This is a genomic window from Ruegeria sp. G2, from assembly GCF_056533505.1.
In genome coordinates, this window is the sequence record NZ_JBQFON010000015.1 from 1 (window position 1) to 21,272 (window position 21,272).

A 21,272-nucleotide genomic window follows, 5' to 3' on the forward strand; every position below is an offset into this window, starting at 1 on the left:
CGGTCCGTACCCTCGATATATCCCGACATGCCTGCCTCCGGTCTTTGCCGAAAAGCATACAGCATCCGGAGTTTTCACACAGCCTCGGCTCAGAGCCGCCCAATGCCCCCGCAGCACGCCCTTGGGTTCGGACCGCATGAGACCAGCCGTTCGCCACAAACTCCAAACTCTTGATCTTTCGCCGTCCCTGTCGATCCTGAGGCATTCGCGCTTCGGCAGGCGTCGTTCAAGTCGGACGCCGCGAATTCGGACTCTGAGCCCAAGGCTGACAATTTTGCTCCCGGTATTGCGGAGTAACAAACGGTTGTTCATGCTGTTCGTAGAAGCACGAAGAGAATTGGGGGGCTAAAATGGCTGCTTACGAGGGCTTTGCAGAGTTGGAAACGAAAGGTTGGTCTGACGATACAATTTCTTCAGGCTACGTGACCATGTTCTCAGAAGCGAGTGACAAGGCCATTCCTTCGATTGTGGCAAGTATTGATAGTAGCAACGGAAGGATTCTGGATCTCTGTTGCGGACAAGGCAACGTCACCGAAGCAATTGCCAAAGCCGGGCACTCCGTAACCGGGGCAGATTTCTCCGCAAAGATGCTTTCGCACGCACGGGAGAGGTTTCCTGCCGGAGAATTCATTGAAGCCGACGCACAAGACCTACCCTTTAGAGACGGGAGCTTTGATAGTGTCGTCTGCAGCTTCGGCTTAATGCACGTTCCCGATCAGCCCAAAGCACTTTCGGAAATTCGCAGGCTTCTGAAGCCAAATGGACAATTCATTATGACGTCGTGGTGTGGCCCGGATGTCTCCCCCGTCTTCCAAGTTTTTTACAGCAGCGTCCAGGAACACGGTGACCCTTCTGTTAAGATGCCAGACAGTCCGAACTTCCATCAATTCGCAAACGAGGAAGCGGCAAGGTCTATCTTGTCCGACGCGGGGTTCGATCTGGAAACCCAAAGGCAGATTGACTGCTTCTGGATATTGGATAGTCCGGAAGCCCTAGCTGAGATTTTCCAGAACGGAGCCCCTCGCGGTGGGTACTTGCTGTCGCAGCAGCCAGCGGCGAACAACTCGGCAATCAAAGCAGCGGTGGCCGAGAAAGTTCGCGAACGCTTCGGTAACGGCGACAAATGGCACGCGCCCCTTCCTGCATCGTTGATCGTCGCTCGCGCCAGGTAAGCCAAAGCAGGCGACGAGGACTTTGTCCCGCAGAGCATTTGGTACTGAAGAAGGCAGCGAACGTCCGTTGAAGACTTCTTGGCCACGCGTGGTAGGTTTGGCGTGGGGGAGGAAGAACAATGAGCAAAATTGCATTCAGTATGCGTGATCAGATGGACAGCATGTCCGATGATGAATTCCACAATGCGATGAGCCTGAGCAAAGCTGATTTTCTTGACTATCTCGATATCGCAGCGGCGGCGGAAGATAGATGCCAAGCCAACGTAGGTGAACGGGCGCCGGACTTTTCAGCGCACGTATTAAAACAGGATGGAAGGATTTCATCCGATTTATTCACGTTGTCTAGTCTGCGTGGTGCGCCTGTCTCGTTGATTTTCGGCAGCTACACATGTCCCATATTTCGTCGTCAATCCGAGCGTATGAAGCAGTTGATCGGCGAATTCGAAGACTCAGTTCAGTTCGTCTTCGTTTACACTCTGGAAGCACATCCGACAGACGGATGGAACACAAACTCAAACCGCGCTGACGAAATTATGTACGCACAACCAACAGATATAAATGAGCGTGCCAAGGTGGCCCACGATTGGCGAAGGGCCTACAGTTTTCACAGCCAAGTGGTCCTGGATTGGCCAGACAATCGGATAAATGACGATTATGCCGGAGCCCCAGAGCGCTTGTATGTTCTTGACGCCAAAGGGGTCGTCACCTTCAAGTCTGAGCAAGGGCCATATCACGATAGCCATCTTGAGGATTGGGCATCAGCCCTAAGAAACGTCACGACAATCACTTAGAAAGTCTGGCGGCTTAGGTTTCGGAGAACCACGACTTTGAGCCCGGAGCGCAAGCTCTCAACTGTGCCTCGCGTGTCGCGGTGATTGACCCTAGGTAGATTCTTGCGAGAGAGTCTTAGCGAGGAGGAGGAGACGGTGGAAGCCATTCTCAATCGCACGGGGTACCGACTGCGGCCAAGCTCGACGGCGGACCGTATGGACATCGCGACGTACATTTTTGGGGATGTGGAGGCTTCCAAGACACTCGTACACAATGTCTCGTCGCATGACGGGATTTTGGCAGCGACAGATGCCTGGATTGACACCCTCGCTGTCGACGGTAAGCGGAACAACGGTAATCCTGAACACATTGGTCTGTGGACCATTCGTGACGAGACCGATGAGGGGAGATTTGTAGGAATACGCGGCGTATTCGTTGCGCCAGGATTGCCTGACAATACGGTAGCAACATTTGTGGCTGTCGCCCGACCTTACTGGGGAAAAGGTGTATCCAGTGATTCATCCCGCTTACTCTGCGAGCGTGTGTTTCAAAAATCAGAGGCTGATGCAATCTACACCCGGGTTTGGCCAAAGCTGAACCCCGCCAGCGACGCGGTTCAACGCCGATTGGGTTTTTTGCCTGCGGAAAAGCTAGCAAACCGAATGGTAGTCAGTGAAGCAAGCCAGAAACCACCGTTTTAGGGCACCTCTGGCGAGCCAACCACAACCTCGACGTGTAGGGGGAGATGACGGGCAAGGTCGGCTTCGAGCCCTTAAGGGACCTAGACGAATAGAGAAACAGCTTTAGCCAGTTGAAAGAATGCCTTCGTTTCAGAATGTACCAAGGCCTGAATAGCGTACAGAGCCGCCCCAAAAATTGCTTTTGTTTAGTTGAGAACCTATCATTTGCTCTCACATCGTCGGAGAATGTGACATGAGCCAGATAGATCACCAACATAGTCGGAATAGCTGGTTGGTAGTTGCTGCGTCAGCACTAATCCTCGCCTTGGCCATGGGGTCGATCGTAAATGGCATGTCAGCATTCGTTGTCCCGTTGGAGCAGTTACACGGCTGGAGCCGTGCCGATGTCTCACTGATAAACGTATTCGGAATCATGGGGATGTCTTTCGGGGGCCTTCTGATGGGTACTCTGGCTGATCGCTTCGGTGTGCGTCCGGTGGTTCTTTTCGGATGTGCTGTCATGGGGGTCACCTATCTTGCGGCATCTCGTGCGGAACAACTTTGGCAACTCTACGCACTCATGGCGGTGGCGGGTTTCTTTGGTGCGGCCGCCATTTTCGCGCCAATTCTATCATTGGTCGGCAAGTGGTTCCCAGTCGGGGCAGGTCTTGCAATTGGCATTGTTTCTGCAGGGCAAGCACTCGGTCAAGGTGGGGTGCCTTTCGCCTCGGCATTGCTGATTACATCATTTGGTGTCTCCGGGGCGTTCGCCATTACGGGCCTAATAATGCTGGGCATCCTGCTGCCCTTGGCGAGCTTGTTGAAGCCAGCGCAAGTAGCCAAGGATAAAACATTCAACGTGCCTCGGGAGAGCGACTATCCTCCCATACGGGTGGTCGTCCCCCGGATGTGCATCGCGATCTTTCTGTGCTGCACTTGCATGGCTGTACCACTGATGCACCTTGTCCCCCATATCCAAGGCCAAGGTCACAGCGCGGATCAGGCAGGTAGTGTTATCTTTGTGATGCTCTTGATGGGTATCCTCGGGCGCGTTTTCTTCGGGCGGCTTGCGGATATGATCGGGGCCATACCGGCTTACATGATCGCCACAGCCTGGATGACCCTCCTGATCTATGGCTTCATTCTTATCCAGGACCTATCTGCTTTCTATATGTATGGCCTACTCTACGGCTTTGGATATGCGGGGGTTATGACTGGGGTGTTGACCACCATCGCCGCTCATACTCCGCCTTCAAAGCGGGGCTTCGCCATGGGTGTAGTCACGATGTTCGGTTGGTTCGGCCACGCGAATGGCGGATTTCTTGGAGGATACTTTTTTGACTGGACAGGTGATTACTCGATTGCTTTTGGCACAGCTGCCGCTGCGGGTGTTTTGAACCTTGCCGTTGTCGGAACACTCTACTTGAGGATCAACACAGGAGGGCCTGCACAATCCGTTCCAGCGTGAAAACAGGCTGACAAATGCGGTCCATGACGATCAGTGGTCTACCAAATATCGCCGCACCAAATGACGCCAAAAAAAGGGCGCGAGAATGAAAAAGTTTCAATTCGAACTGAAGGAAGAAGGGCAAGGTCTGCCAGTCGTAATGCTACCCGGAGCCTATGCTACGGGCGCGGCTTGGAAGGGCGTGCAGAGCGCCCTGAACACGGACGTGCGGCTCATCTCTACCAGTTTGCCCGGTTATGGCACTACGCCCGAGGTCCGACCGGCGAGCGATGCGAATATTGAACATCTAATTGAGTTTGTTGGTCAGATCTTTGATGCGATTGGCGAACCATGCCATGCGGTCGGGCACTCTTGGGGAGCGCATCTTTTGTTGGCCGCAATTCTCGCGCAAAGAATCAAGCCGCTTACCCTTGTCTGCTTCGAAGCTATGCCAATCTTTGCGTCACCCTCGCAAGGTTCTTTCCCTTGGCGGCCCGAAGTCGAAAAGATGGTGAGCAGCTTCGAGGCAGCGTTGACAGAAGGTGACGAAGATGCGGCGGCGATTATTATAGACTTCTATAGCCATCCAGGGACGTTTCTTTCAATGCCTGAGAATGTCCGCGCATTCTGCCGAGCATCTGCGCCCACTAACCTGCGCGACTGGCACTCAGCCGCCACCTTTACACCCTCGTTTGAGAAGTTTGCATCCTTTGACTTGCCTGTAACTCTTGTGCGGGGCAGCGAAACCCCGGCTCCTATTTCTGACGTAAACGAAGAGCTTGTCGCATATATCCCAAAAGCAATTGAAAAGATCGTGGATGATGCAGGTCATTTTCTGATCTCGACGCACCCAGGAGTTTGTGCTGAAATCCTCGACGAGCATCTAGTTCGTGCGTAGTGGTAGATCGCTGCTTTAGGTTGAGTGGCTTTGGGGCCTGCGCGGCAGTTCTAGGCGGCCTAGTGAAAGTCGGCAAAGTCCGCATCTTCCCAGTCTGACTTCGGCGCAGCGAATGGCGGCAACGGATTCTGCGACAGATCGTGTCTGCCAATGGCCGGTCTGGGGAAATCCGCTGCGATGGCGAACTCTCGACGCTGCAGGCGCGAAGGCCGATAGCGACTCTGTGCGGTTGAACCCGCTGCACCAGCACGAGTCCGTTCCGTTGCGCGATCTGTGAATTCGCTTCCGGATGAATGCTGCGCCCGGTCGCCAACGACCGGTTTTCGAGCCGCACCGCAGCGCGAGAAATTATGTCGGTGCAGAAGAACTCGTGCCGCGTGCGCACGCAGCGAGAAAATCGAATTCACGGGAAGGGCTCTCTCCTGCCGTTCTCTGCATATTGAAGTAAGGTCCGGTTCGGCCGCGTCCTGTTACCCCCGTCAAGTGAAGGCGCTACTTTCAGCCCGTTTGGCTTTCATTTTCTCCATCGCCATATCTTTCGCTGACCGACTTTTCCGCTTTGCGACCGTGCGCTGCGCATCAAATGCCGCCTGAAGTTCCTGGTCTTTTTCAGAAACCTCTTTCACCGGGGCAGGGGCCGGTTTCGCATCAGCCACTGCCTTTGCCGTATCCTTGGCCTGCTCTTCAGCAAGATCCAGGTGTGTCCCTTTGATCTTTGGCGTGTCGCCACCAAGGAACTGCATGAAATAAGGATCTTCGAAATATCGAATCTTGTTCGCAATCACGGGCATCTTGCCTTCGCGGATCAGCACAACCTCGTTTTCCGGCAGACGACCAACGTGCTCTGGCCGGAGCAGCCGAATGCCTTCTTCACGCTCTGATATGCTGCCCATTTCCATCTTGCCGAGTGCTCGAGACTTCGACTTGCTTATGACCGTTTTGTCCCCGATGGACCTGGACACATGTTCGCGTACTTCGGAATCCTCTGAGGCGGCAAACATCTGGGTTCCAGCGTTTGCCAGCATCGCCCGCACACCCTCGTGCCCATAAATGTCCTGTAGGCGCGACAGTGTTTGCGAAATCACCACGAGCCTGCCCCCGAACGATCGCATGGTGTCATAGGCTTCAACAACGCGCTCAAGATGGCCGAGGCGTTGGAACTCATCGAGCAGCATCAAAACCTTGAACGGCTCATCTTCGCCCGGCTCAACAGTTTCGATGGTGTTCACCAGATCGAGGAAGAACAGGCGAATGAGCGTCCGGAACTCTTTGACCTTTTTCCCTGGCACGGAAAAGTAGATCGAGCTGGGGCGCCGACGCAGATCTTCAAAGTTGATGTCATTGCCCTGCGTGGCTCTTGCTACCGACGGGTTGCGCCAGAGCTGCAGGCCGGAGTTCAACATAACCGAAATCGTTGACCGCAGGATTTTGGATTCTTCGGCTGCAAGATTCAGAAACTCATCTGCAGCTCGCGCATATCCAACTTCTTCAGCCATTTTCTCATAGTCCTTTTGCTTGGTCGTTTTGACCAGGCGCAGGACTTCGGAAATGTATGGCCGCTTTCTTTTGATCGCCAGCATCGCCATTGCGCAGAACATGCCTTCAACACCACCCATAAAGCCCTGCGCGGACGAGCTGGGCGTGTCGAACATCTGAGTTGCAACCTGAATCACTTCTTCCCATCGCCGGTCCAGATTGTCGGCACGTGCTGCGCGGCGCAGAGGGTTGTAGCTGTGGCTTTTGTCGGGGTTCTCGGGGTCGAACATAAAAACCTCATCGCCCATTGCTGCCCGACGCGCGCCGGTTGTCTGGAAAATCTCGCCCTTGATGTCCAGGACGACGCAAGACCCATTGAAACGCAGGACATTCGGGATCACAAAGCCGCTGGTTTTGCCCGAACCAGACGGGGCAATGAACATCGCGTGCGGCTTTTGGACACCGGGGCCGGGCTTATAGTAGATCGCGTTTTTGTCCTTTGGCTCACCAAATTTGGCAAACACGATTTCACTATCCAATTTGTCTTTGAGCTTCAGAACCGACGCATAGCCTTCCTGGACGAGCTGAGGGGCCTTTGCAAAGGTCGCATCACCGTATTTCGTTGAGGGACCACGCAGCGCAGCCGCCACAAATGCAAAGGTCAAAACACCCACTGCGACCACCGCCACCAGACCCATGATCTGCTGCGTCTCTGCAGGCTGTGCCATGAACTTCTCTGGGATCGCCCAGATGTCCAGCCCGCGAAAGCCTCTGGTGTTGATGTATTCGAGAGCCAGCCCGACCACCAACACCGCGCAAGCCGAGGTAGCGATAAAGCCCATAGTACCGGCTATCGCGACCTTCTTGCCTTTGGGTAGATCCTGAAACTCAGCCATCGGTCAGCTCGCGTTTGAAGAAGCACACGATGCCAAACTCGGCAGGTACGACGCCGACCATTTCCCAACCGTCTTGCCCGAGCTTCGCAAACTTCTCGCCTGCATTTTCCTCTACCCGCATCAAGACATTACGATACTCAAATTTTTTCATTCTATTTCTCCTTCAGATAAGTTGATCAGCGGTCATCAGGGGTGGGAAGATCACTCCGTTGACCTTCCGTTCGTCACCGATTTTCTTCATGTGAACGATCATGTGAATGGTGGCCCGGATGTCATCGACCACTTCTGACTTTTGAACGGTCGGAGATCCGCGACGCACCATCTTGCTCATACGTCCAATGGCATCTACTGGTGAGTTGGCGTGCATGGTACAAACAGAACCATCGTGGCCGGTGTTCACCAGTTCCAGGAACATATTTGCGTCGTCGCCCCGAATTTCACCGCAGACGAGGCGGTCAGGCCGTAACCTCAGCGCCGATTCCAGCAGCTTTGTTGGTGATCGAGGGCCATCTTCTTCGGAACGGTCAGCAAGTAGATCGACAGAATTGGGTTGCTCGATGTCCAGCTCGGCCACTTCTTCAATCGTCACGATCCGTTCGCCAGGATCGACGCGCTTCAGCATTGCATTGAGAACAGTGGTTTTGCCAGACGAGGTGCCCCCGGCAATGATCACGTTCCATTTGCTTAGCATCGCAAGGTCGGCCAGCTCGTCAAAGTTCATTGTTCCGGCAGCGAGAGCAGCCCGAGCCTTTTCAAGCGCGCTGTGATCATTGTTTTCTGCCAACGCCGCCTCTTTGCTGGCGAAGCTGAACGCGCCCAGATCGACGGTTTTCACGCGGAGCAGGCGGATCGCCACGGACCCCACGCCGGTTGTTGCTGGCGGAATCACAACCTGCACCCGCGCTTTACCCTGCTGTGTCGGCACGTTGGCCGTCGCAATCGGCTTCTTTTCTCCGAATGTCACATCGCTGAATCCGGCCACGCAGCGCCCGATGTTTTCCACATCATCTCTGTTCAGAGTAATGTCTGTCCTGGTCATGTGTGTTGTGCCCATTTCTTCGACCCAGACCGATCCGTCAGGATTCACAGAAATTTCGCTCAGGCTTTCATCGTGCAACAGATGCTCGATCTTGCCTGTATAGTATTCCAGAAGGCTATTGCCGTTCCGCCCGCTCATGTTCTTGTCCTTGGTAGAGCACTTTTTTGAACACTGGAGGTTGCCTTCGCTGCATCTCGGCTTTGCCTCGAACACGAAGGCATCCACATAAGATTCATTGCTTCCAAAAAGTGCTGAATTTGCTTCAAAAAAGGCCGCTACCGCACTCGATCATGCTGGCAGCGGCCGGAAAGACTGCTGAGGCGGTCGGCTCATTGGCTCGCGCTCAGAAGCTATCGAACACAACGTCGCGCTGCAGGATGGCGTTGATGCGACTGCCCTGATCGACAAAGACTGTCGGAGTAATGCGCAGGTATTCATCAAGCGCCGCTGCCGTAGCGTTCTGCAGGTTAGACCCCACTTGCGTTGCCAGATCAGTGCGAACCGAGTTGTTGCTATCGTTGTCAGAGACCAGTGCCACCGGCGCAATGCCGATGATGGACAACAGCGCTGCAGTTCCGAACCGTTTCCCAAAGTGTGTGTTCACCCTGCCGGTCGCACCAGTCCGGCCTTGACCGTCCGTACCAGCCGATCCGACCTGAGTTGACAGGCCGTCAGGCGTGATGACACGGCTCCAAACGATCATGATGCGCGTTTGCGCCAATGTCGTGTCCGCTCGATACTCGCCAAAGAGCTTCGATCCGCGCGGCAGAAGCAAACGCGTGCCGTCCATCGAGTAGACGCCACGTGTAATCGTCGCCACGACACTGCCGGGCAACTCCGAGCTGACCGCGCCACCGAACACAGCCGACAAAACCGTGCCTTGCGTCAGGGTGCGCGACGGATCGTCAATGATCGAGGCCCCGACGATGGGGGGATATTCTTCGACCAGATTGTTTTGCCATGTCGTGTTTTGGTTTTCCTGATAGCCGCGTTGATCTTCAGGCAGGCGGGTGTCGTCTGGCTGGACTTGAACCGGCTGCGGCGCTGCAGGGAAGGGTTGGAAAATGACCGGCTGCGATCCACCATTGATCGGCTGGTAGTTTTGACCGGGTGCGTCCTGTGCCATCGCGCTTGAGGCCAACGTGACCAGGGCGAGGGTGAGTGCTGTTCTGTTCATCGTCAGCTCCATCAGTTTCTGCCGTATGGGTTTTCATCGAACACAATGCCGTCCGACTGGTTCTGCCGCTGGCGCATCTTCTTCAGTTCTTCGAGTCTGCGCCGCTCGTCATCGGTCAGACCTTGCGCCTGAAGGTGGCTTACGCTGGCAAGTGCCCGGGCCTCCGCATCTGCGATGGCCTGGGCAAGTTCCGTCTGGAACTTCTTCTCTCGCTCATCATATCTGACCTGAAGGCGTTCATTGGTCAGGTTCAGCGTTGCGATTTCACCGTCTTTTTCGGACAGCGAAACTTTGGCGTCCGTCAGCTCGTCTTGCAGATCGGAAATCCGACCGTTCTGTTGCTCGATAGTTTTCAAGGCTTGTTTCAGCCCTTCGGAATCGACCTGCGGCACTGTTGCCGGTGTTGCCACCTCAATTTCCTCGGGCAAAGCCTCTGGTTCCGGCTCATCGGCCTCTGGTCCCCGTGCGGTCAAAAGCCCGTATCGCTCGCCACCACCTTGTTGCAAAGCGTCAACGCGGACACCCGTGTTCGTGCTTTTGTTTTCATGGCCCATGACAAACCATACAAAGCCCAGGAACACCGCTCCTGCGATCGCAACGGTTATCAGCTTCTTTGGGTCGAACTTCTTCCGGACACGTTGCGACGGCTGTTCAGCCGCCGCCCGTGCCGCAATTGTCTGATTGCGATCCATTACTTGCTGCCCCCCGGTTTAACTGTCTGTGAAGTAACGGGCCTGCCCGTTGCACTCGCCTGCTGAAACGCGTCGCCATCGTTTCGTACACAGATCGAAGTGTCTTCGATGCGCAGTGTCCAAAGGTCGGAAAGGCCCTGCACCTGGATAATGCCGCGCTCTTTGACTGTGGTGTTCACCATCAGCTCGCGGCCATCAGGCAGGACACGGAAAATCCCCGGCAACTCCGCATCCTGCGGGATTTGCATATAGGTGTGAACGCCATCATCCCACACGGCGGTGGGCGCAAAGTCCGCTTTGCCCGAGCGCGAATAGTTCTGGTTCACAAACCGGCCAGTTGGCTTCGGCTCGCTCCGAGCGACTGTGCCGCGACGCGTTGTGGTCCCGCCGCTGTTGTTTTTGTTGTAGAACGTGACCCGAAATGGAACACGTTTGCGTTCGGCGGCGCTCTCGGCCGGAACCAGATAGAAGTTGTATGTCCCGCGATTGGTCAGGACGGTCAGGTTTGAATCCGAGTTCAGGATTTCTGGCTTGAACGCAATAACGCGACCTTCCTGCAGGCGGGTGATCTGAAAACTCTCAGTGTCGCCCGCGCCAATGCTGCGGACGGTCTCGCCCTGCGGAAAGTGAACATAGGTAATCAGGCGTTCACCTACAGTGATGCGGTACACCTGGTTCTCGACGTAATGGAAATGCGTGATGCGATGATCCGCATTCTTTCCGTCTGGCGTCGGTGTGATTTCAGCGAGCAGAGGCGTAGAGAATGCCAAAACTGCTGCGGCGGTGGCGGTGAGTGTTTTGAAAGAACGCTGCATCAGACCTTCCCTATGGCGTCTACGCGGTAGTTGGTGACGACGAAGCCGAACGGATTTTCCAGAAGCTCATCCATCGACGTCACGATTTTTTCCTCAAACCCGTAGGTCACAGTGACCACGTAGCGGGCTGAGGCCGTTGCTTGGTTTGGCACGATCAGGGACTTGCGGATCTCGACCTGCACCGTCTCATCGTTGACCGGCGAGACGCCCAGAATTTCGGTCTGCACCTTTGTCTTGGGCGTATAGATTTCGTCAGGATGGTTGTCGTTCGAACCGTCCCACAGTTCGCGGTAGGACGTTTCGGCCAGCTCATCAGAACGACGCAGCACCGATTTCAGGCGCTCGTTGTTGTCCTGGACATCATAGGTTTCCCGGTCGCGCACATAATTTGCGACTTCACGGAAGGCCATCGCCTCAGAAGGTTCCAGTTCTTCGACTTTTTCAGTCAGCAGGACCGGCAGTTTCGTGTCCGGATCAATGGAGAATGGCACCGCGCGGATTTCCTTCAGGGGAAGGAGCATCGCCCAGCCAATCATAGAGGCCACGCCCATTGCCATGCCGACCATGCCGAATACCTGCCATTTGAAGGCATCGCGGCGTGCGCCCAGAAAGAGTTCTTTTTCGTGATCTGTCACGTGTGACATTTGCTCTGTACCTCGATTTATGAAGATTTATTGGCGCGAGCTTGTCGAATGCTCTGCCGGTAACGGTCAGCGGCGTAGCTCTGACGAGCTGCCCCATCCTGATTTCGGGCTCTGTGCGCTATGTCCCGACGCGCTTGCATTGCGCGAGACGCGCTGTCACGAACGCCAGTCCCGTCACGTGCTGCGGAAGCCATAGCAGCGGCAGTTTTCCCACCGGCTACTGCACCCCTTGCGCCGTCGCTTGCAGTGCCCAATGCACTTCTTGCGGCTGCTGCAGCACCAGTTGCCACGGCAAGACCCGAGGATGCCGAAACGATTGCACCCGACATCCCGCCCGCGAGCGACGGGATCTGCGTGAGCATCACGATTGAAACAATGCAGATCGCCAAAAACCGGCCACTGGCCTCCATATTGTTCACATCCTCAACAGCGGTCAGTTCGGAGCTGAAAAGGGCCTGAATAAGAGAAACGATGCCTGTCAGAACGACGATGACCATGATCAGGCCAACAGTCGTTTTCGCCCAGGCTGCGAAGATATTGGCTGTTGCCGAGCTGAGCAGCGTTGCGATGAAAACAGGCGCTAGACCCAGCAGGACCGCTAGACCGCCTTTTGCGATCAGCGCCATGCCGGTGCCAAAAGCAACGATGACAGCCCCAACAACCCAGAGAATAGCCCCGGTGATGCTCAGACCCCAGGTTGCGTTTTCAATAGCCTGCTGGCCCATCAAGAAACACTGAAGCGCAATGTCATCGAGTGCTTCCCAGACATTTGTTGTGCCGGTCAGTTCTCCGGCAATCGTGTCTGGGAGGCTCGAAATGCCCTGATAAATGGGTTGAAAGAAGCTCCAGCTAGAAGCCATACCAATGATGATCGTCGCCCGAATGATCCAGCCGACATAGCCACCAAACCCGATTTCTCGGATTTGAAGCACACCGTTGATCAGCATTGCCACGAAGATCAGCGCGGCTATTGCCCAGAGGGCGGATGCTAGATCCGCCGCCAGGCTGTTGTATGCTTGCTGCGAGAAGTTATTTAGCGCAGCCTCAATCGAGCTGACGAAATCTTGGATCACGGCCCACAAGCCTCCTCAATTGCAGGGCGCAGAGCTTCCAGACGGGTCCGTTGCTCTTTTTTCAGCGCGGCAAGATTGTCGGACGGTTGGGTCCAAAACTCGTCTTGGTCAGCTCCGACCTTTTGGGCGGCGTCCTCACGGCTTAAACCGCCCAGCGGACATTCGGTGCTGAAGGTCTCGCCAGATTTGCGCAGAATGCATTGCTCGATGGTGGCCTCGTGCGCAGCGATGACCTGTTCATTCAGGATCACCACCGACCAGTTGGTCACAAGAGGCTGCTTGTCTGCGGATTGGCCCGCTTCGGCCATGCGCGCTTGATCGTTTTTGACGAATTGACGACCGTACTCACGCGCACCCGAGTACCCAAGGCACTTACGATATTCACCGAACGGCATATCGACCTTGGGTGATGGGCGCAGCTTCACCTGTGCCGATGCAGCCCCCGACATAACGGCGGCGGCTGCAATGGTCAGGATGAGAGTTGAGCGGAGTTTCATTGTGAGGTTCCTCGTACATAGTTGCTGAGTGTCGAAAGATCGGCAGCGGTTGCAGCCAGATCCGTGCCCGACGCCAGAGCATTAGCCGAGGTTGCGCGTAAGATTTCAATTTCAACCTGAAGGAGTTTAAGGAGAACCGCCGTGTTGTAGTCGATTGCATCCTTCAGATCTTCTTGCTGACCGATTTCACCGCGCAGCTTTTCTGCATCTTCGGAGAGCTGACCGGCCATGTCATAGCCATTCTCACCCAAGGCCGATGCCATCAAGCCAGCGCCACCTCGCTCCGAGAGAATGCGCCGGGCTGGCACGTCTGACGTACTGAATTCTTTAAGGATTCCATTGTTCAGCCCCAGGCTGATTGATCGGCGTTCCATCGCGAGTCCGGCGACGCCTGGAAGATCGCCAATCGTATCTTCGGTCGCGTTCAAGGCGTATCCAAGCGTGTCAGCTGCCGTTGCCAGTTTCAGAAAGCTGCGGCTGTTGAACTGGTCCAGATCCGTCAGACCACTGATGGTTTTGAGGGAGTTTTCGAGCAGTGCCCTCTGCTGCTCGAGCTTCTCATATTGTTGCATCAGCTGTTCGTATTGGCGGACCATTTCCGCGACTTCGCGGGCCGAATTGGCTGCGTCCTGTGCAATGGCCGTGGCGTCGATGGTCGGAACACCTTGGGCTGCCGTCATAACTGGCAGGGCGGCCAGAACCGAAACAGCAATGGTTGTGCGGAATTTCTTTGAAATATCCATCAGACAAACTCCAAGTTTTCAGGGGAGGTCATGCGCTCAAAGTCACAGGCGCATTTGCTGCGATAGCCCGAATAGGTGCTGGTGCAGGCCGAGACAGCGGCCAGAACTACAAGGGTGATGACAAGGCGGGCTTTCATGTGATTTCCTTCCAGAAGTTGGGGTTTTTTCGCCAGTCAGGATCAGGGAACGATTTTCCGTCTGATCCGCTCAGAACACGAAGAAGCGGGCCGAGCGCGCCGACATCGACATCGAGCCAAACACTCTCATCACCTTTCTTCATGAGCATTACGCGGTCGCCAAAATGCGCCCTCAGCGCGCCCAGCTCTGAATCGTTCAAGCCGATTGCCCGGTAGTCTGCTTCATTGCCGGATCGAGAGGGGAACAAGAGTTGCGTGCTGGTGTTTTCCAGGATCGACTTACTTGCCGCTGACGACAGGAGGTGATCGGGGATCTGCGTCATCATCATCATCATGACGTTCAGCTTCCGATACGTGGTGTAGGCATTTATGAGGATGCCAGCGCCATAAGGGTTGCCAGCAATTACCCATGCTTCATCAATCACAAAGACAGTGGGTATCTTGGTGGCGCAGCGGCGTTCAATCTGGCGCATGACGTAGCTGATCCATGCCAGCCGCACCAATTCGTCATCCAGAACCTCAGAAATATCGAACACAAGATGACGGTCGCCAGCAGCAAACGGATCTGAGCCACCCTCGCCAAACATCCAGGACAAGCGGCCTTCGCCCGCCCATTCACTTGCACGCTTGTACAGGTTCTTGTCATCGTCAAAGGCTCTGAACCGTTCCACCAGTGAATCGAAGTTCTGAAGCGCAGGCGGCAAAGTGGCATTGGCTTGGCAAGCCCTTGTGATTTCATCCTTCTGATCGGTGGTCAGTGGTTCGTCATAGCTCAACAGGGCAATGACCCAATTGGCGAGCCAGCTTTGCCCAGCCTCATCCGTCTCGGTCTGAAAAGGGTTCATGCCGGTTGGCTCACCAACTCGGACGCGGATGTACTGCGCACCGAGCGCCCGCATTGGAGCCTCCATTGCCCGGTCTTTGTCAAAAGCGATGATCCGCGCGCCCTGTGCAACCGCCATTGTTGCCAGCAGCATCGCGATCACAGTTTTACCCGAGCCGTTCGGTCCAAGAACGATCGTATGCCCGGAGGGCAGGTTTTCAGGGTCGTTACTGGTCTTGGGAAGGTGCAGCGAAACATCGTAGCTGTCCCCGTGTGTCGTCGGGAAAGTCGCCAATGGCCCCGGCCAAGGTAGCTTTTCCGCATCCAACCCTTTGGGGCGCATGTGGAACGCAACCATATCCGCAAAGTTCTGGTCCGTGATCAGTTCTTCACGGGCGCGGAACGCGAAATTGCCGGGGTGCTGTGCGAAGTACACGGCACGGGCCGACATCGCTTCGCGCTTCACCGTGCCACCCGAAATCTGGATTTCACCGATGATGTGTTTTTCGGCGGTTTTCAGATCTTCCTCGTTCCCAAACACGCAGATCGACAGGTGGTGCTTGCCGAGTGACATGGTGCCGGAGGCAATGCCGTCCGCCAGAATGGACAAATCCTCTTCAAGCGACTTTGCCTTGTCGCCTGCCGAGCGCATTTGTCCCGACTTGCGGCGTTCCATTTCCTGCGCCTGGGCGCGGCTGATCGGCAGGAAGGATTGCGAAATCACGACATCAACCGGCAGGTCTAGCCCGTCGAAAATGCCGGGGAACGAAGCCATCGGGTAATTCTTCAGGGAATAGACACGGATGGAGCGTTCCTGATCGTCGCCCGTGACCAGTTTGCCGCGCTTGCCCTGAAACAGCACATCCTCTTGCGGCATGTTGAAGGCGATGGGTTCTGCAATGTTCGTGTGAATGATCGGCTGATACCGACCGTTCAACAGCATTCCATAATAGCCGAGCCAACGCCCCTCGCTGAGCTTCAGCCGGCGCATACGGGCCTCGCCCAGCGTGCCCGCCAGTGTTGTGAACACACCGTCGAGCTGTTCCATCATTTCGCGGCGTTCCTCGTCTATCGTTCCAGACGACATGCCGAACATCTGTTTTGCCCGCTCATCCTGCCGCTTTTGCAGAATGGCGCTGATGATGATCTTGCGTTCTTTCAGCTCTGCATCGACGGACGCTGAGCGCATGGCCTGCGCCACTGCACCGGCAAAGCCGGTTGGATCTGTGATGACATGACCAGTCTCAGCTGGGACGGTCAGTCGATGAACATAAAAGGCCACCTCATTGGGTGTCGTGCGCAATACACGCTCAAACCGTTCGGCCAGGAACTCGAACTCGTTTTCGTCCAGCGTGTTTGCGTTGATTCCGGTGATTTCTGCAGCGGCGATGAGGCCACCGTTGCGTGTAGAAATGACCTCATCGTCCACGACATAGCCATACGGCAACATCTGAAAGAGGCTCATTTCATCCTTGCGCCAGCTCGGCTCGATCAACGAGCGGGCAAGGGTCCACAAATCCTGTGCAGCAGGCTTAGGCACTATAGTAATCTCCCCCATGATGCTGGCGGTTTTTGGTGCGCGGAGTTTTGGAAAGGGTTACGGACAGGACGCGGAAGAAAGCCGGTTCCCATTCGTAAAAGAGGCGAAGCCCGGTGTAGAAAACAAAACCCGCAATGATTGCTGGCGCTATCCCGAACATGAAGAACGAAAGCATGGTCATCCCGAGGATCACCAGCAGATAGATCACGGGTAAGCCGCCCCATTCTGCGGGGCGGCTCAGGCCGCGAAAGACCGTATTGCGGCGCGGCATCAATCAGCCTCCGATGAATGTATCAGCGAGGCCGATAACAGCGCCGACGACGATAGCGATTACCGGGCCTTTCAGCGAACCCCAGCCGAACACGTAGGCGAGACAGCCCCAGATGAAGCCGACAGCGGCAAGGCTGACGCCAACGACCTTCGAGTCGGCCAGCGTTTCGTTGATGAAATCGCCAATGGCATCTTGCAGCCAGCCAGCGGAGGCGGGCGCTGCTGTGATGATGAACGCAGTGATCGCGAAAAACGCCATCTGCTGGTAGAAGTGGGTTCTTTTCATGAGGAAGTGCTCACTTTGCTTAGGATGATCCGCACGTAATTGCGGGTTTCGGTGAAGGGGGGGACGCCGCCGTATTCGACGACGCGGTGAGGCCCGGCGTTGTAGGCGGCAAGCGCCAGCTTCCAGGTTCCGAACTCGCGGTACTGCGCCGCCAAATAGCGGGCACCACCGTCGAGATTTTCTGCAGGGTTCTTTGGGTTCACGCCCAGGTCTTTCGCCGTTCCGGGCATGAGCTGTGCGAAGCCATAGGCACCCTTGGGTGACAGAGCGTCAGCCCGATACCGGCTTTCCTGCCAGACCAGCGCCATGAACAACTCGGCCGGAATGTCATGGCGTTCCGCCGCTGCGTGGATTTCTTTGACGATCCGCTCCTGCGACCAGCCGCCCGAGGATCTGCGAGGCCGCGGTGCCTTGCCCGCAATCTCGATCTTTTCCTGTGGCTTGGCCTTCGGCGCTTCCGGTTTTTCGTCAAGCGTGTACTCACGCATCCGGATTGGCCGAACGACGCCATTGACGATTTCTGCCCGCGCACCGTTCAGAAACACGCTGCCATCCGGCTCGTATTCGATGACCTGGGCGCTTGCGCCGGTCGCCACAAATGCCGTGGAGACGAGCAGAAGGGGCCGCATTGCTGCGATCATTCGGATTTCTCCTTTGCTTGAGTTGGCGAGGAATTGGAGGGGTTCTGTTCGTCGCCGGTCGCGGCCACGTACTCATCAGTCCAGGACGGCGGAATGCTGACAGCATCCACCAACCAGCCTGCGAGACTTGCGTATTCTTCGCCACCAAGGGCCGAAGTCTTGCGAGCGATAGAGCGCGACAGAAACGAAGCTGCTACGCCGTGCTGCAGCAACAGCGAAATCAGAACGCACAGATCATGCAGATGGTATTCGAGGTCGCTGCCAGAGCGAAAACCACCGCTATAGAACACTTCACGGGGTTTGATTGGCGACGCCGGATCATACCCGATGGTGACAAAGGCAGTGTGCCCTTGCGGAGTTTCAACGCGGCGTGTTTCAGCCAGCCGACGATCAGGAAGAACTTTGCGCGCAGGCTTGTTCATGACAAAGCTCCCTGCGCATCAAGTTCCGCTTGTCGGATTTGCATTGCGAAATCCACGTCAAGGCGCAGCTCATCGACCACTTCAAGCGGCATAACGATGTCCAGCCAGACACCTTCGCGGATCAGGTGAACGTGATAGGTGGCGTTTGGGTAAACGAACCAAAGGGCTTCATGCCGGTTCAGAACGTCGCGCGCTGTGTCGGCGTCGATTGTGCCTGACAGGTCGCAACCGAATTTCAGGGTTGCGTATGAGTTGGCATAGTTTGCTCGGCTGCTGCTTTGGATGAGCGCAGCGGCCTTTTCCGGTGAAGCAAAGCGGAACAGCTCTTTCGGACCCAACGCCTTGTTAACGTCTGCGTGCAACTTCAAGGCTTTGTAGAGCCGATTTGCACGGACATACTCAAGATCATTGAGGACATGGAACATTTCGAGCGCGATCCCGAAAGCCGTGGCGCGGGCATCGCTTTCCAGCCAGTATTCGCGCATTGCGCGCTTGATGGTTGGCCGTTCTCCGGCAAGGTGGCGGATTACGGTGAGAATGTCCTTACGGGCTTGCTCGAAGCTCTGGGCGGCAGGCACCCAGCGCCGATCAATCTTGCTTTCGATAGTGTCGAAGGCCACTGTGATCACCTTTCCGCCTTTCAAAAATAGGTCAGTAGTTTTTACATAATTACTATTATGGGGTTCGGTTTCGGATCATCTGAGCAGCAGGAAATTGGATGCCGGAACACAGCACTGAGCCCTTCGCTAGCTTCGTAGAAAGCCAGCGTTCAGCTCGGATCAATCAGCCGGAAGGTCTGACTGAAATGTCGGGATGTCCCGCTCGCCTCAATCGCCAGACAGCGCTAAGCGGTCGGAGGCGCAGATATGTTGTCCAGGGTCCGCACCCATTGACTCTGGCGCGGTGCTGTCCGATCTAGGATCGGCATCTAGGACTACTGTTTTTACCATAGTACAGTTCTCTCTTGATGTTGGAGGAATGCCCGGATGGATTTGGGGCGTTTCTTGTCCTGTCGATTGTTGGCGCAATCGACAGGACTGCTTATTTCTCAGTGGTTTTGTTCTGTTGTCATTAAATCGTTGTTTGATCCTTTCCTTCAGCCGCACCAGGACCGGCGTTTGCCGCCGGAGTATGGGCGCGCGAGACCCTCGGAAATCAGGATGGACCCGACCTCCTGCCCAGCGACACGCCCAACCGCTAGGAAGCGGTCATGGGCGTCCAGATCTGGTTGGATGACCAGCTCTATCTGGTCCGCCGACTGGATGAGCTCTGTCAGCCTTGCTTTCGCTTCTAATCCCAGAGTCTTTTCCGCAAGGCACTGCGGCCGGTAGGTCTCAGGCGCATCAAACCCAACAAGCCGATACCGGTCGTCACCATGGTCGATTGTGTCACCGTCAACGGCGATCACCTCAGATGCGCTCAGTGTCTCTGTTCGCTTGGTTGGTTCAATCCAAACTGCAGCAATGAACAAAGGCGCGAGCGCAGTGCTGAGAAACAAGAGCCGTTTCATGCGCCCTGTCCCAGTATTTTGAGAAGCCGGGTTCTCGAACGTGACCGATCAGGTTTTAGATTTCGCGTCCAGAGCTTGCGCCGCTTCAAGACCCGCCGGCGTGATTGACTCGATCGTGTAGTCAGATTTGACGCAGAGAATGCGCCCGTCGCCAAATTCCTGGTGATGCTTAAAAAGGCCCGGCCAAAGATCGAACTCCCTGGGCTCAGCACCCGCTCGAGAGATCTTCGACTTGCACAAGGCTCCGACATAGTTCGGAGAGCTATAAATGCAGTGGTACTTAGGTCGTCCAAGGGAAGCGAGTCCGATAAATTCGTAGCGGCATGTAAATGGAACCTGATCTTCTTTCAGGCCCCGGACCATCTCGATGGTTACCACAGTGTATTGTCTCTTGTTGTCCGCCATGACGACCCCCTATGGGCCGTCTTCTACATCCAAAAGTTGTGGACTAAAACACAATCTACGTCAATATAAGAAAACACGCCAATATACTATATTAGATTGTCAGGGGCATATTGGCCGAGTATTGCTTAGGCGATTCACATGCAGGAGAGACCATCTTGAAACACTCAAAATCCGGAAATCGAACTCGCGCGAAGGCCCTTGCAGTTGCACTCGCTGCACTGCCAGCCACGCAGGCTCGTGCCTATCCAATTGACTGCGCCATATTCCTTTGCCTCGCCGGAGGTTGGCCAAATTCGCCTGATTGCGTCGCTGCCAAGGCGGAGTTCATTCGGCGCGTCACACCCTATCCGGTCGAACCTCCGCTCCAACTCTGGCGCTGTCCGATGAACGCGTCAGAAAGCTCCTCAGGCGTGAGTCCTATGGAAAGGTTGGGCGCCATCAAACGCAACAGTGCCAGTCCTATTCCAGAGCTTCCATCTGACGAAACCGCTGAGACCTTAGTGGTAGATGCAGCGATCTCGATGGAAGCGATCCCGTCACTTCACAACCAATACGGTGACGGTCTTCAAGCCACGCCAATCAGCGTCGATCTTTCCTCTTCCGATTTCGACGTTGTGAGGTCCATCAGGGTTTGGGATGTGCGCCACTACAGCTATCGCCGTCGTTCGCGAGAGGGCGACTGCGAGCGTTCGCTTGATCTGGTCGTTGGCAGCTATGACGACAACGTAAGCTTTCAATGGTCCGAGCGCGCTCCTGCCCCAATCCCTCCTTGGCTGCCACTGGGCAATCGCTGTGAACCTCCCAGCTATTTCCGTGGCGTTGGTGTCGAGTGGAACGACATATTCGGGTTCAGCGAATACGAGCTCATCCGATACTGACGTTGTTTTCACAGTGGATGAATGCGTTGCCCCTCAGAAGCCAGTGAACGCGCCAGCCACATTGGCAACCAGGCCTTCTTGGCCAGAGGAACATCCTTATCCCAAAACAAAAAACCCCCGCAAGGCGGGGCCTCAGCGGGGATCTTCCTAAGTCACTTTTGATCACCTGATTTATAGGAAAATCCAAAACTACTGACAAGGATAGACGCATCTGTGCGAACGGTTTTTCTGTGTTTATTCGCTGAGGTTCAACCTGCCTTGCTTCCCCAATGAGAAGCAGACCATGAGACCGTTGAACCATTCCGAACACCCTGCCCCGCGAAGCCGCGATATCAACACT

Annotated in this window: 25 protein-coding genes; 6 read left to right on the forward strand and 19 right to left on the reverse strand. The window is 55.5% G+C overall.

What is annotated here, in order from left to right; all coding sequences use genetic code 11:
* Positions 1–350 precede the first annotated feature (350 nt).
* The 5 genes from ACR0DU_RS20345 to ACR0DU_RS20365 all read left to right on the forward strand — a co-directional run bounded on the left by ACR0DU_RS20345 (position 351) and on the right by ACR0DU_RS20365 (position 4,968).
* Positions 351–1,172, forward strand: coding sequence for a class I SAM-dependent methyltransferase (locus ACR0DU_RS20345; protein WP_480877129.1), 822 nt, complete (start codon positions 351–353; stop codon positions 1,170–1,172).
* A gap of 119 nt (positions 1,173–1,291) precedes the next feature.
* On the forward strand, positions 1,292–1,963 hold the full coding sequence (locus ACR0DU_RS20350) for a deiodinase-like protein (RefSeq protein ID WP_480877132.1): 672 nt from the start codon (positions 1,292–1,294) through the stop codon (positions 1,961–1,963).
* A gap of 135 nt (positions 1,964–2,098) precedes the next feature.
* Positions 2,099–2,644 carry a GNAT family N-acetyltransferase gene (locus ACR0DU_RS20355; RefSeq protein ID WP_480877135.1) on the forward strand — a complete coding sequence of 182 codons (546 nt, stop codon included), beginning with the start codon at positions 2,099–2,101 and terminating at the stop codon, positions 2,642–2,644.
* 232 nt (positions 2,645–2,876) lie between these two features.
* Positions 2,877–4,091, forward strand: a complete 1,215-nt coding sequence (locus tag ACR0DU_RS20360) for an MFS transporter (protein ID WP_480877137.1) — start codon at positions 2,877–2,879, stop codon at positions 4,089–4,091.
* An 85-nt stretch (positions 4,092–4,176) separates the two neighbouring features.
* Positions 4,177–4,968 carry an alpha/beta fold hydrolase gene (locus ACR0DU_RS20365; RefSeq protein ID WP_480877140.1) on the forward strand — a complete coding sequence of 264 codons (792 nt, stop codon included), beginning with the start codon at positions 4,177–4,179 and terminating at the stop codon, positions 4,966–4,968.
* 479 nt (positions 4,969–5,447) lie between these two features.
* Here the strand turns inward: ACR0DU_RS20365 and ACR0DU_RS20370 are convergent, their stop codons facing one another.
* The 19 genes from ACR0DU_RS20370 to ACR0DU_RS20460 all read right to left on the reverse strand — a co-directional run bounded on the left by ACR0DU_RS20370 (position 5,448) and on the right by ACR0DU_RS20460 (position 20,054).
* Complete coding sequence (locus ACR0DU_RS20370) at positions 5,448–7,340, reverse strand: type IV secretory system conjugative DNA transfer family protein (protein ID WP_152460673.1); 1,893 nt, start codon at positions 7,338–7,340, stop codon at positions 5,448–5,450.
* The gene (locus ACR0DU_RS20375; protein WP_152460674.1) at positions 7,333–7,491 is read right to left on the reverse strand and encodes a DUF4177 domain-containing protein; all 159 of its coding nucleotides are present in this window, start codon (positions 7,489–7,491) and stop codon (positions 7,333–7,335) included. Before ACR0DU_RS20375 ends, ACR0DU_RS20370 begins: the two co-directional genes overlap by 8 nt.
* Positions 7,492–7,503: 12 nt before the next feature.
* Positions 7,504–8,517 carry an ATPase, T2SS/T4P/T4SS family gene (locus ACR0DU_RS20380; RefSeq protein WP_152460675.1) on the reverse strand — a complete coding sequence of 338 codons (1,014 nt, stop codon included), beginning with the start codon at positions 8,515–8,517 and terminating at the stop codon, positions 7,504–7,506.
* A 205-nt stretch (positions 8,518–8,722) separates the two neighbouring features.
* Positions 8,723–9,556, reverse strand: coding sequence for a TraB/TrbI/VirB10 family type IV secretion system protein (locus ACR0DU_RS20385; RefSeq protein WP_170575215.1), 834 nt, complete (start codon positions 9,554–9,556; stop codon positions 8,723–8,725).
* Between the two features lie 11 nt (positions 9,557–9,567).
* Positions 9,568–10,248: a hypothetical protein gene (locus ACR0DU_RS20390; RefSeq protein WP_152460677.1), complete on the reverse strand. Its 681-nt coding sequence runs from the start codon at positions 10,246–10,248 to the stop codon at positions 9,568–9,570.
* Complete coding sequence (locus tag ACR0DU_RS20395) at positions 10,248–11,063, reverse strand: TrbG/VirB9 family P-type conjugative transfer protein (RefSeq protein WP_152460678.1); 816 nt, start codon at positions 11,061–11,063, stop codon at positions 10,248–10,250. The genes ACR0DU_RS20390 and ACR0DU_RS20395 overlap by 1 nt, the downstream gene beginning before the upstream one ends.
* Positions 11,063–11,698, reverse strand: a complete 636-nt coding sequence (locus ACR0DU_RS20400) for a VirB8 family type IV secretion system protein (RefSeq protein WP_170624898.1) — start codon at positions 11,696–11,698, stop codon at positions 11,063–11,065. The genes ACR0DU_RS20395 and ACR0DU_RS20400 overlap by 1 nt, the downstream gene beginning before the upstream one ends.
* 26 nt (positions 11,699–11,724) lie before the next feature.
* Entirely contained in the window at positions 11,725–12,780 is a 1,056-nt protein-coding gene (locus ACR0DU_RS20405; RefSeq protein ID WP_152460680.1) for a TrbL/VirB6 family protein, read from the reverse strand.
* Entirely contained in the window at positions 12,777–13,277 is a 501-nt protein-coding gene (locus ACR0DU_RS20410; RefSeq protein ID WP_152460681.1) for a hypothetical protein, read from the reverse strand. The genes ACR0DU_RS20405 and ACR0DU_RS20410 overlap by 4 nt, the downstream gene beginning before the upstream one ends.
* Positions 13,274–14,020, reverse strand: a complete 747-nt coding sequence (locus ACR0DU_RS20415) for a type IV secretion system protein (RefSeq protein WP_152460682.1) — start codon at positions 14,018–14,020, stop codon at positions 13,274–13,276. The genes ACR0DU_RS20410 and ACR0DU_RS20415 overlap by 4 nt, the downstream gene beginning before the upstream one ends.
* Complete coding sequence (locus ACR0DU_RS20420) at positions 14,020–14,157, reverse strand: hypothetical protein (protein WP_170425207.1); 138 nt, start codon at positions 14,155–14,157, stop codon at positions 14,020–14,022. Before ACR0DU_RS20420 ends, ACR0DU_RS20415 begins: the two co-directional genes overlap by 1 nt.
* Positions 14,154–16,520 (reverse strand): VirB4 family type IV secretion/conjugal transfer ATPase, encoded by a 2,367-nt coding sequence (locus ACR0DU_RS20425; RefSeq protein ID WP_170797136.1) that lies wholly within the window; start codon positions 16,518–16,520, stop codon positions 14,154–14,156. The genes ACR0DU_RS20420 and ACR0DU_RS20425 overlap by 4 nt, the downstream gene beginning before the upstream one ends.
* A complete protein-coding gene (locus tag ACR0DU_RS20430; RefSeq protein WP_152460684.1) occupies positions 16,513–16,791 on the reverse strand; it encodes a VirB3 family type IV secretion system protein in 279 nt (92 codons plus the stop codon). The genes ACR0DU_RS20425 and ACR0DU_RS20430 overlap by 8 nt, the downstream gene beginning before the upstream one ends.
* A 3-nt stretch (positions 16,792–16,794) precedes the next feature.
* Positions 16,795–17,076, reverse strand: coding sequence for an HAD family hydrolase (locus ACR0DU_RS20435; protein WP_152460685.1), 282 nt, complete (start codon positions 17,074–17,076; stop codon positions 16,795–16,797).
* Positions 17,073–17,717 carry a lytic transglycosylase domain-containing protein gene (locus tag ACR0DU_RS20440; protein ID WP_152460686.1) on the reverse strand — a complete coding sequence of 215 codons (645 nt, stop codon included), beginning with the start codon at positions 17,715–17,717 and terminating at the stop codon, positions 17,073–17,075. The genes ACR0DU_RS20435 and ACR0DU_RS20440 overlap by 4 nt, the downstream gene beginning before the upstream one ends.
* Positions 17,714–18,139: a TSCPD domain-containing protein gene (locus tag ACR0DU_RS20445; RefSeq protein ID WP_152460687.1), complete on the reverse strand. Its 426-nt coding sequence runs from the start codon at positions 18,137–18,139 to the stop codon at positions 17,714–17,716. The genes ACR0DU_RS20440 and ACR0DU_RS20445 overlap by 4 nt, the downstream gene beginning before the upstream one ends.
* Complete coding sequence (locus ACR0DU_RS20450) at positions 18,136–18,759, reverse strand: hypothetical protein (RefSeq protein WP_480877144.1); 624 nt, start codon at positions 18,757–18,759, stop codon at positions 18,136–18,138. The genes ACR0DU_RS20445 and ACR0DU_RS20450 overlap by 4 nt, the downstream gene beginning before the upstream one ends.
* Before the next feature lie 476 nt (positions 18,760–19,235).
* Complete coding sequence (locus ACR0DU_RS20455; RefSeq protein WP_170474371.1) at positions 19,236–19,649, reverse strand: thermonuclease family protein; 414 nt, start codon at positions 19,647–19,649, stop codon at positions 19,236–19,238.
* Between the two features lie 48 nt (positions 19,650–19,697).
* Complete coding sequence (locus ACR0DU_RS20460) at positions 19,698–20,054, reverse strand: hypothetical protein (RefSeq protein WP_170474374.1); 357 nt, start codon at positions 20,052–20,054, stop codon at positions 19,698–19,700.
* A gap of 155 nt (positions 20,055–20,209) precedes the next feature.
* Here ACR0DU_RS20460 and ACR0DU_RS20465 point away from each other — a divergent pair, with 155 nt between their 5' ends.
* Positions 20,210–20,932 (forward strand): hypothetical protein, encoded by a 723-nt coding sequence (locus ACR0DU_RS20465; protein ID WP_480717637.1) that lies wholly within the window; start codon positions 20,210–20,212, stop codon positions 20,930–20,932.
* The last annotated feature ends 340 nt before the right edge of the window (positions 20,933–21,272 follow it).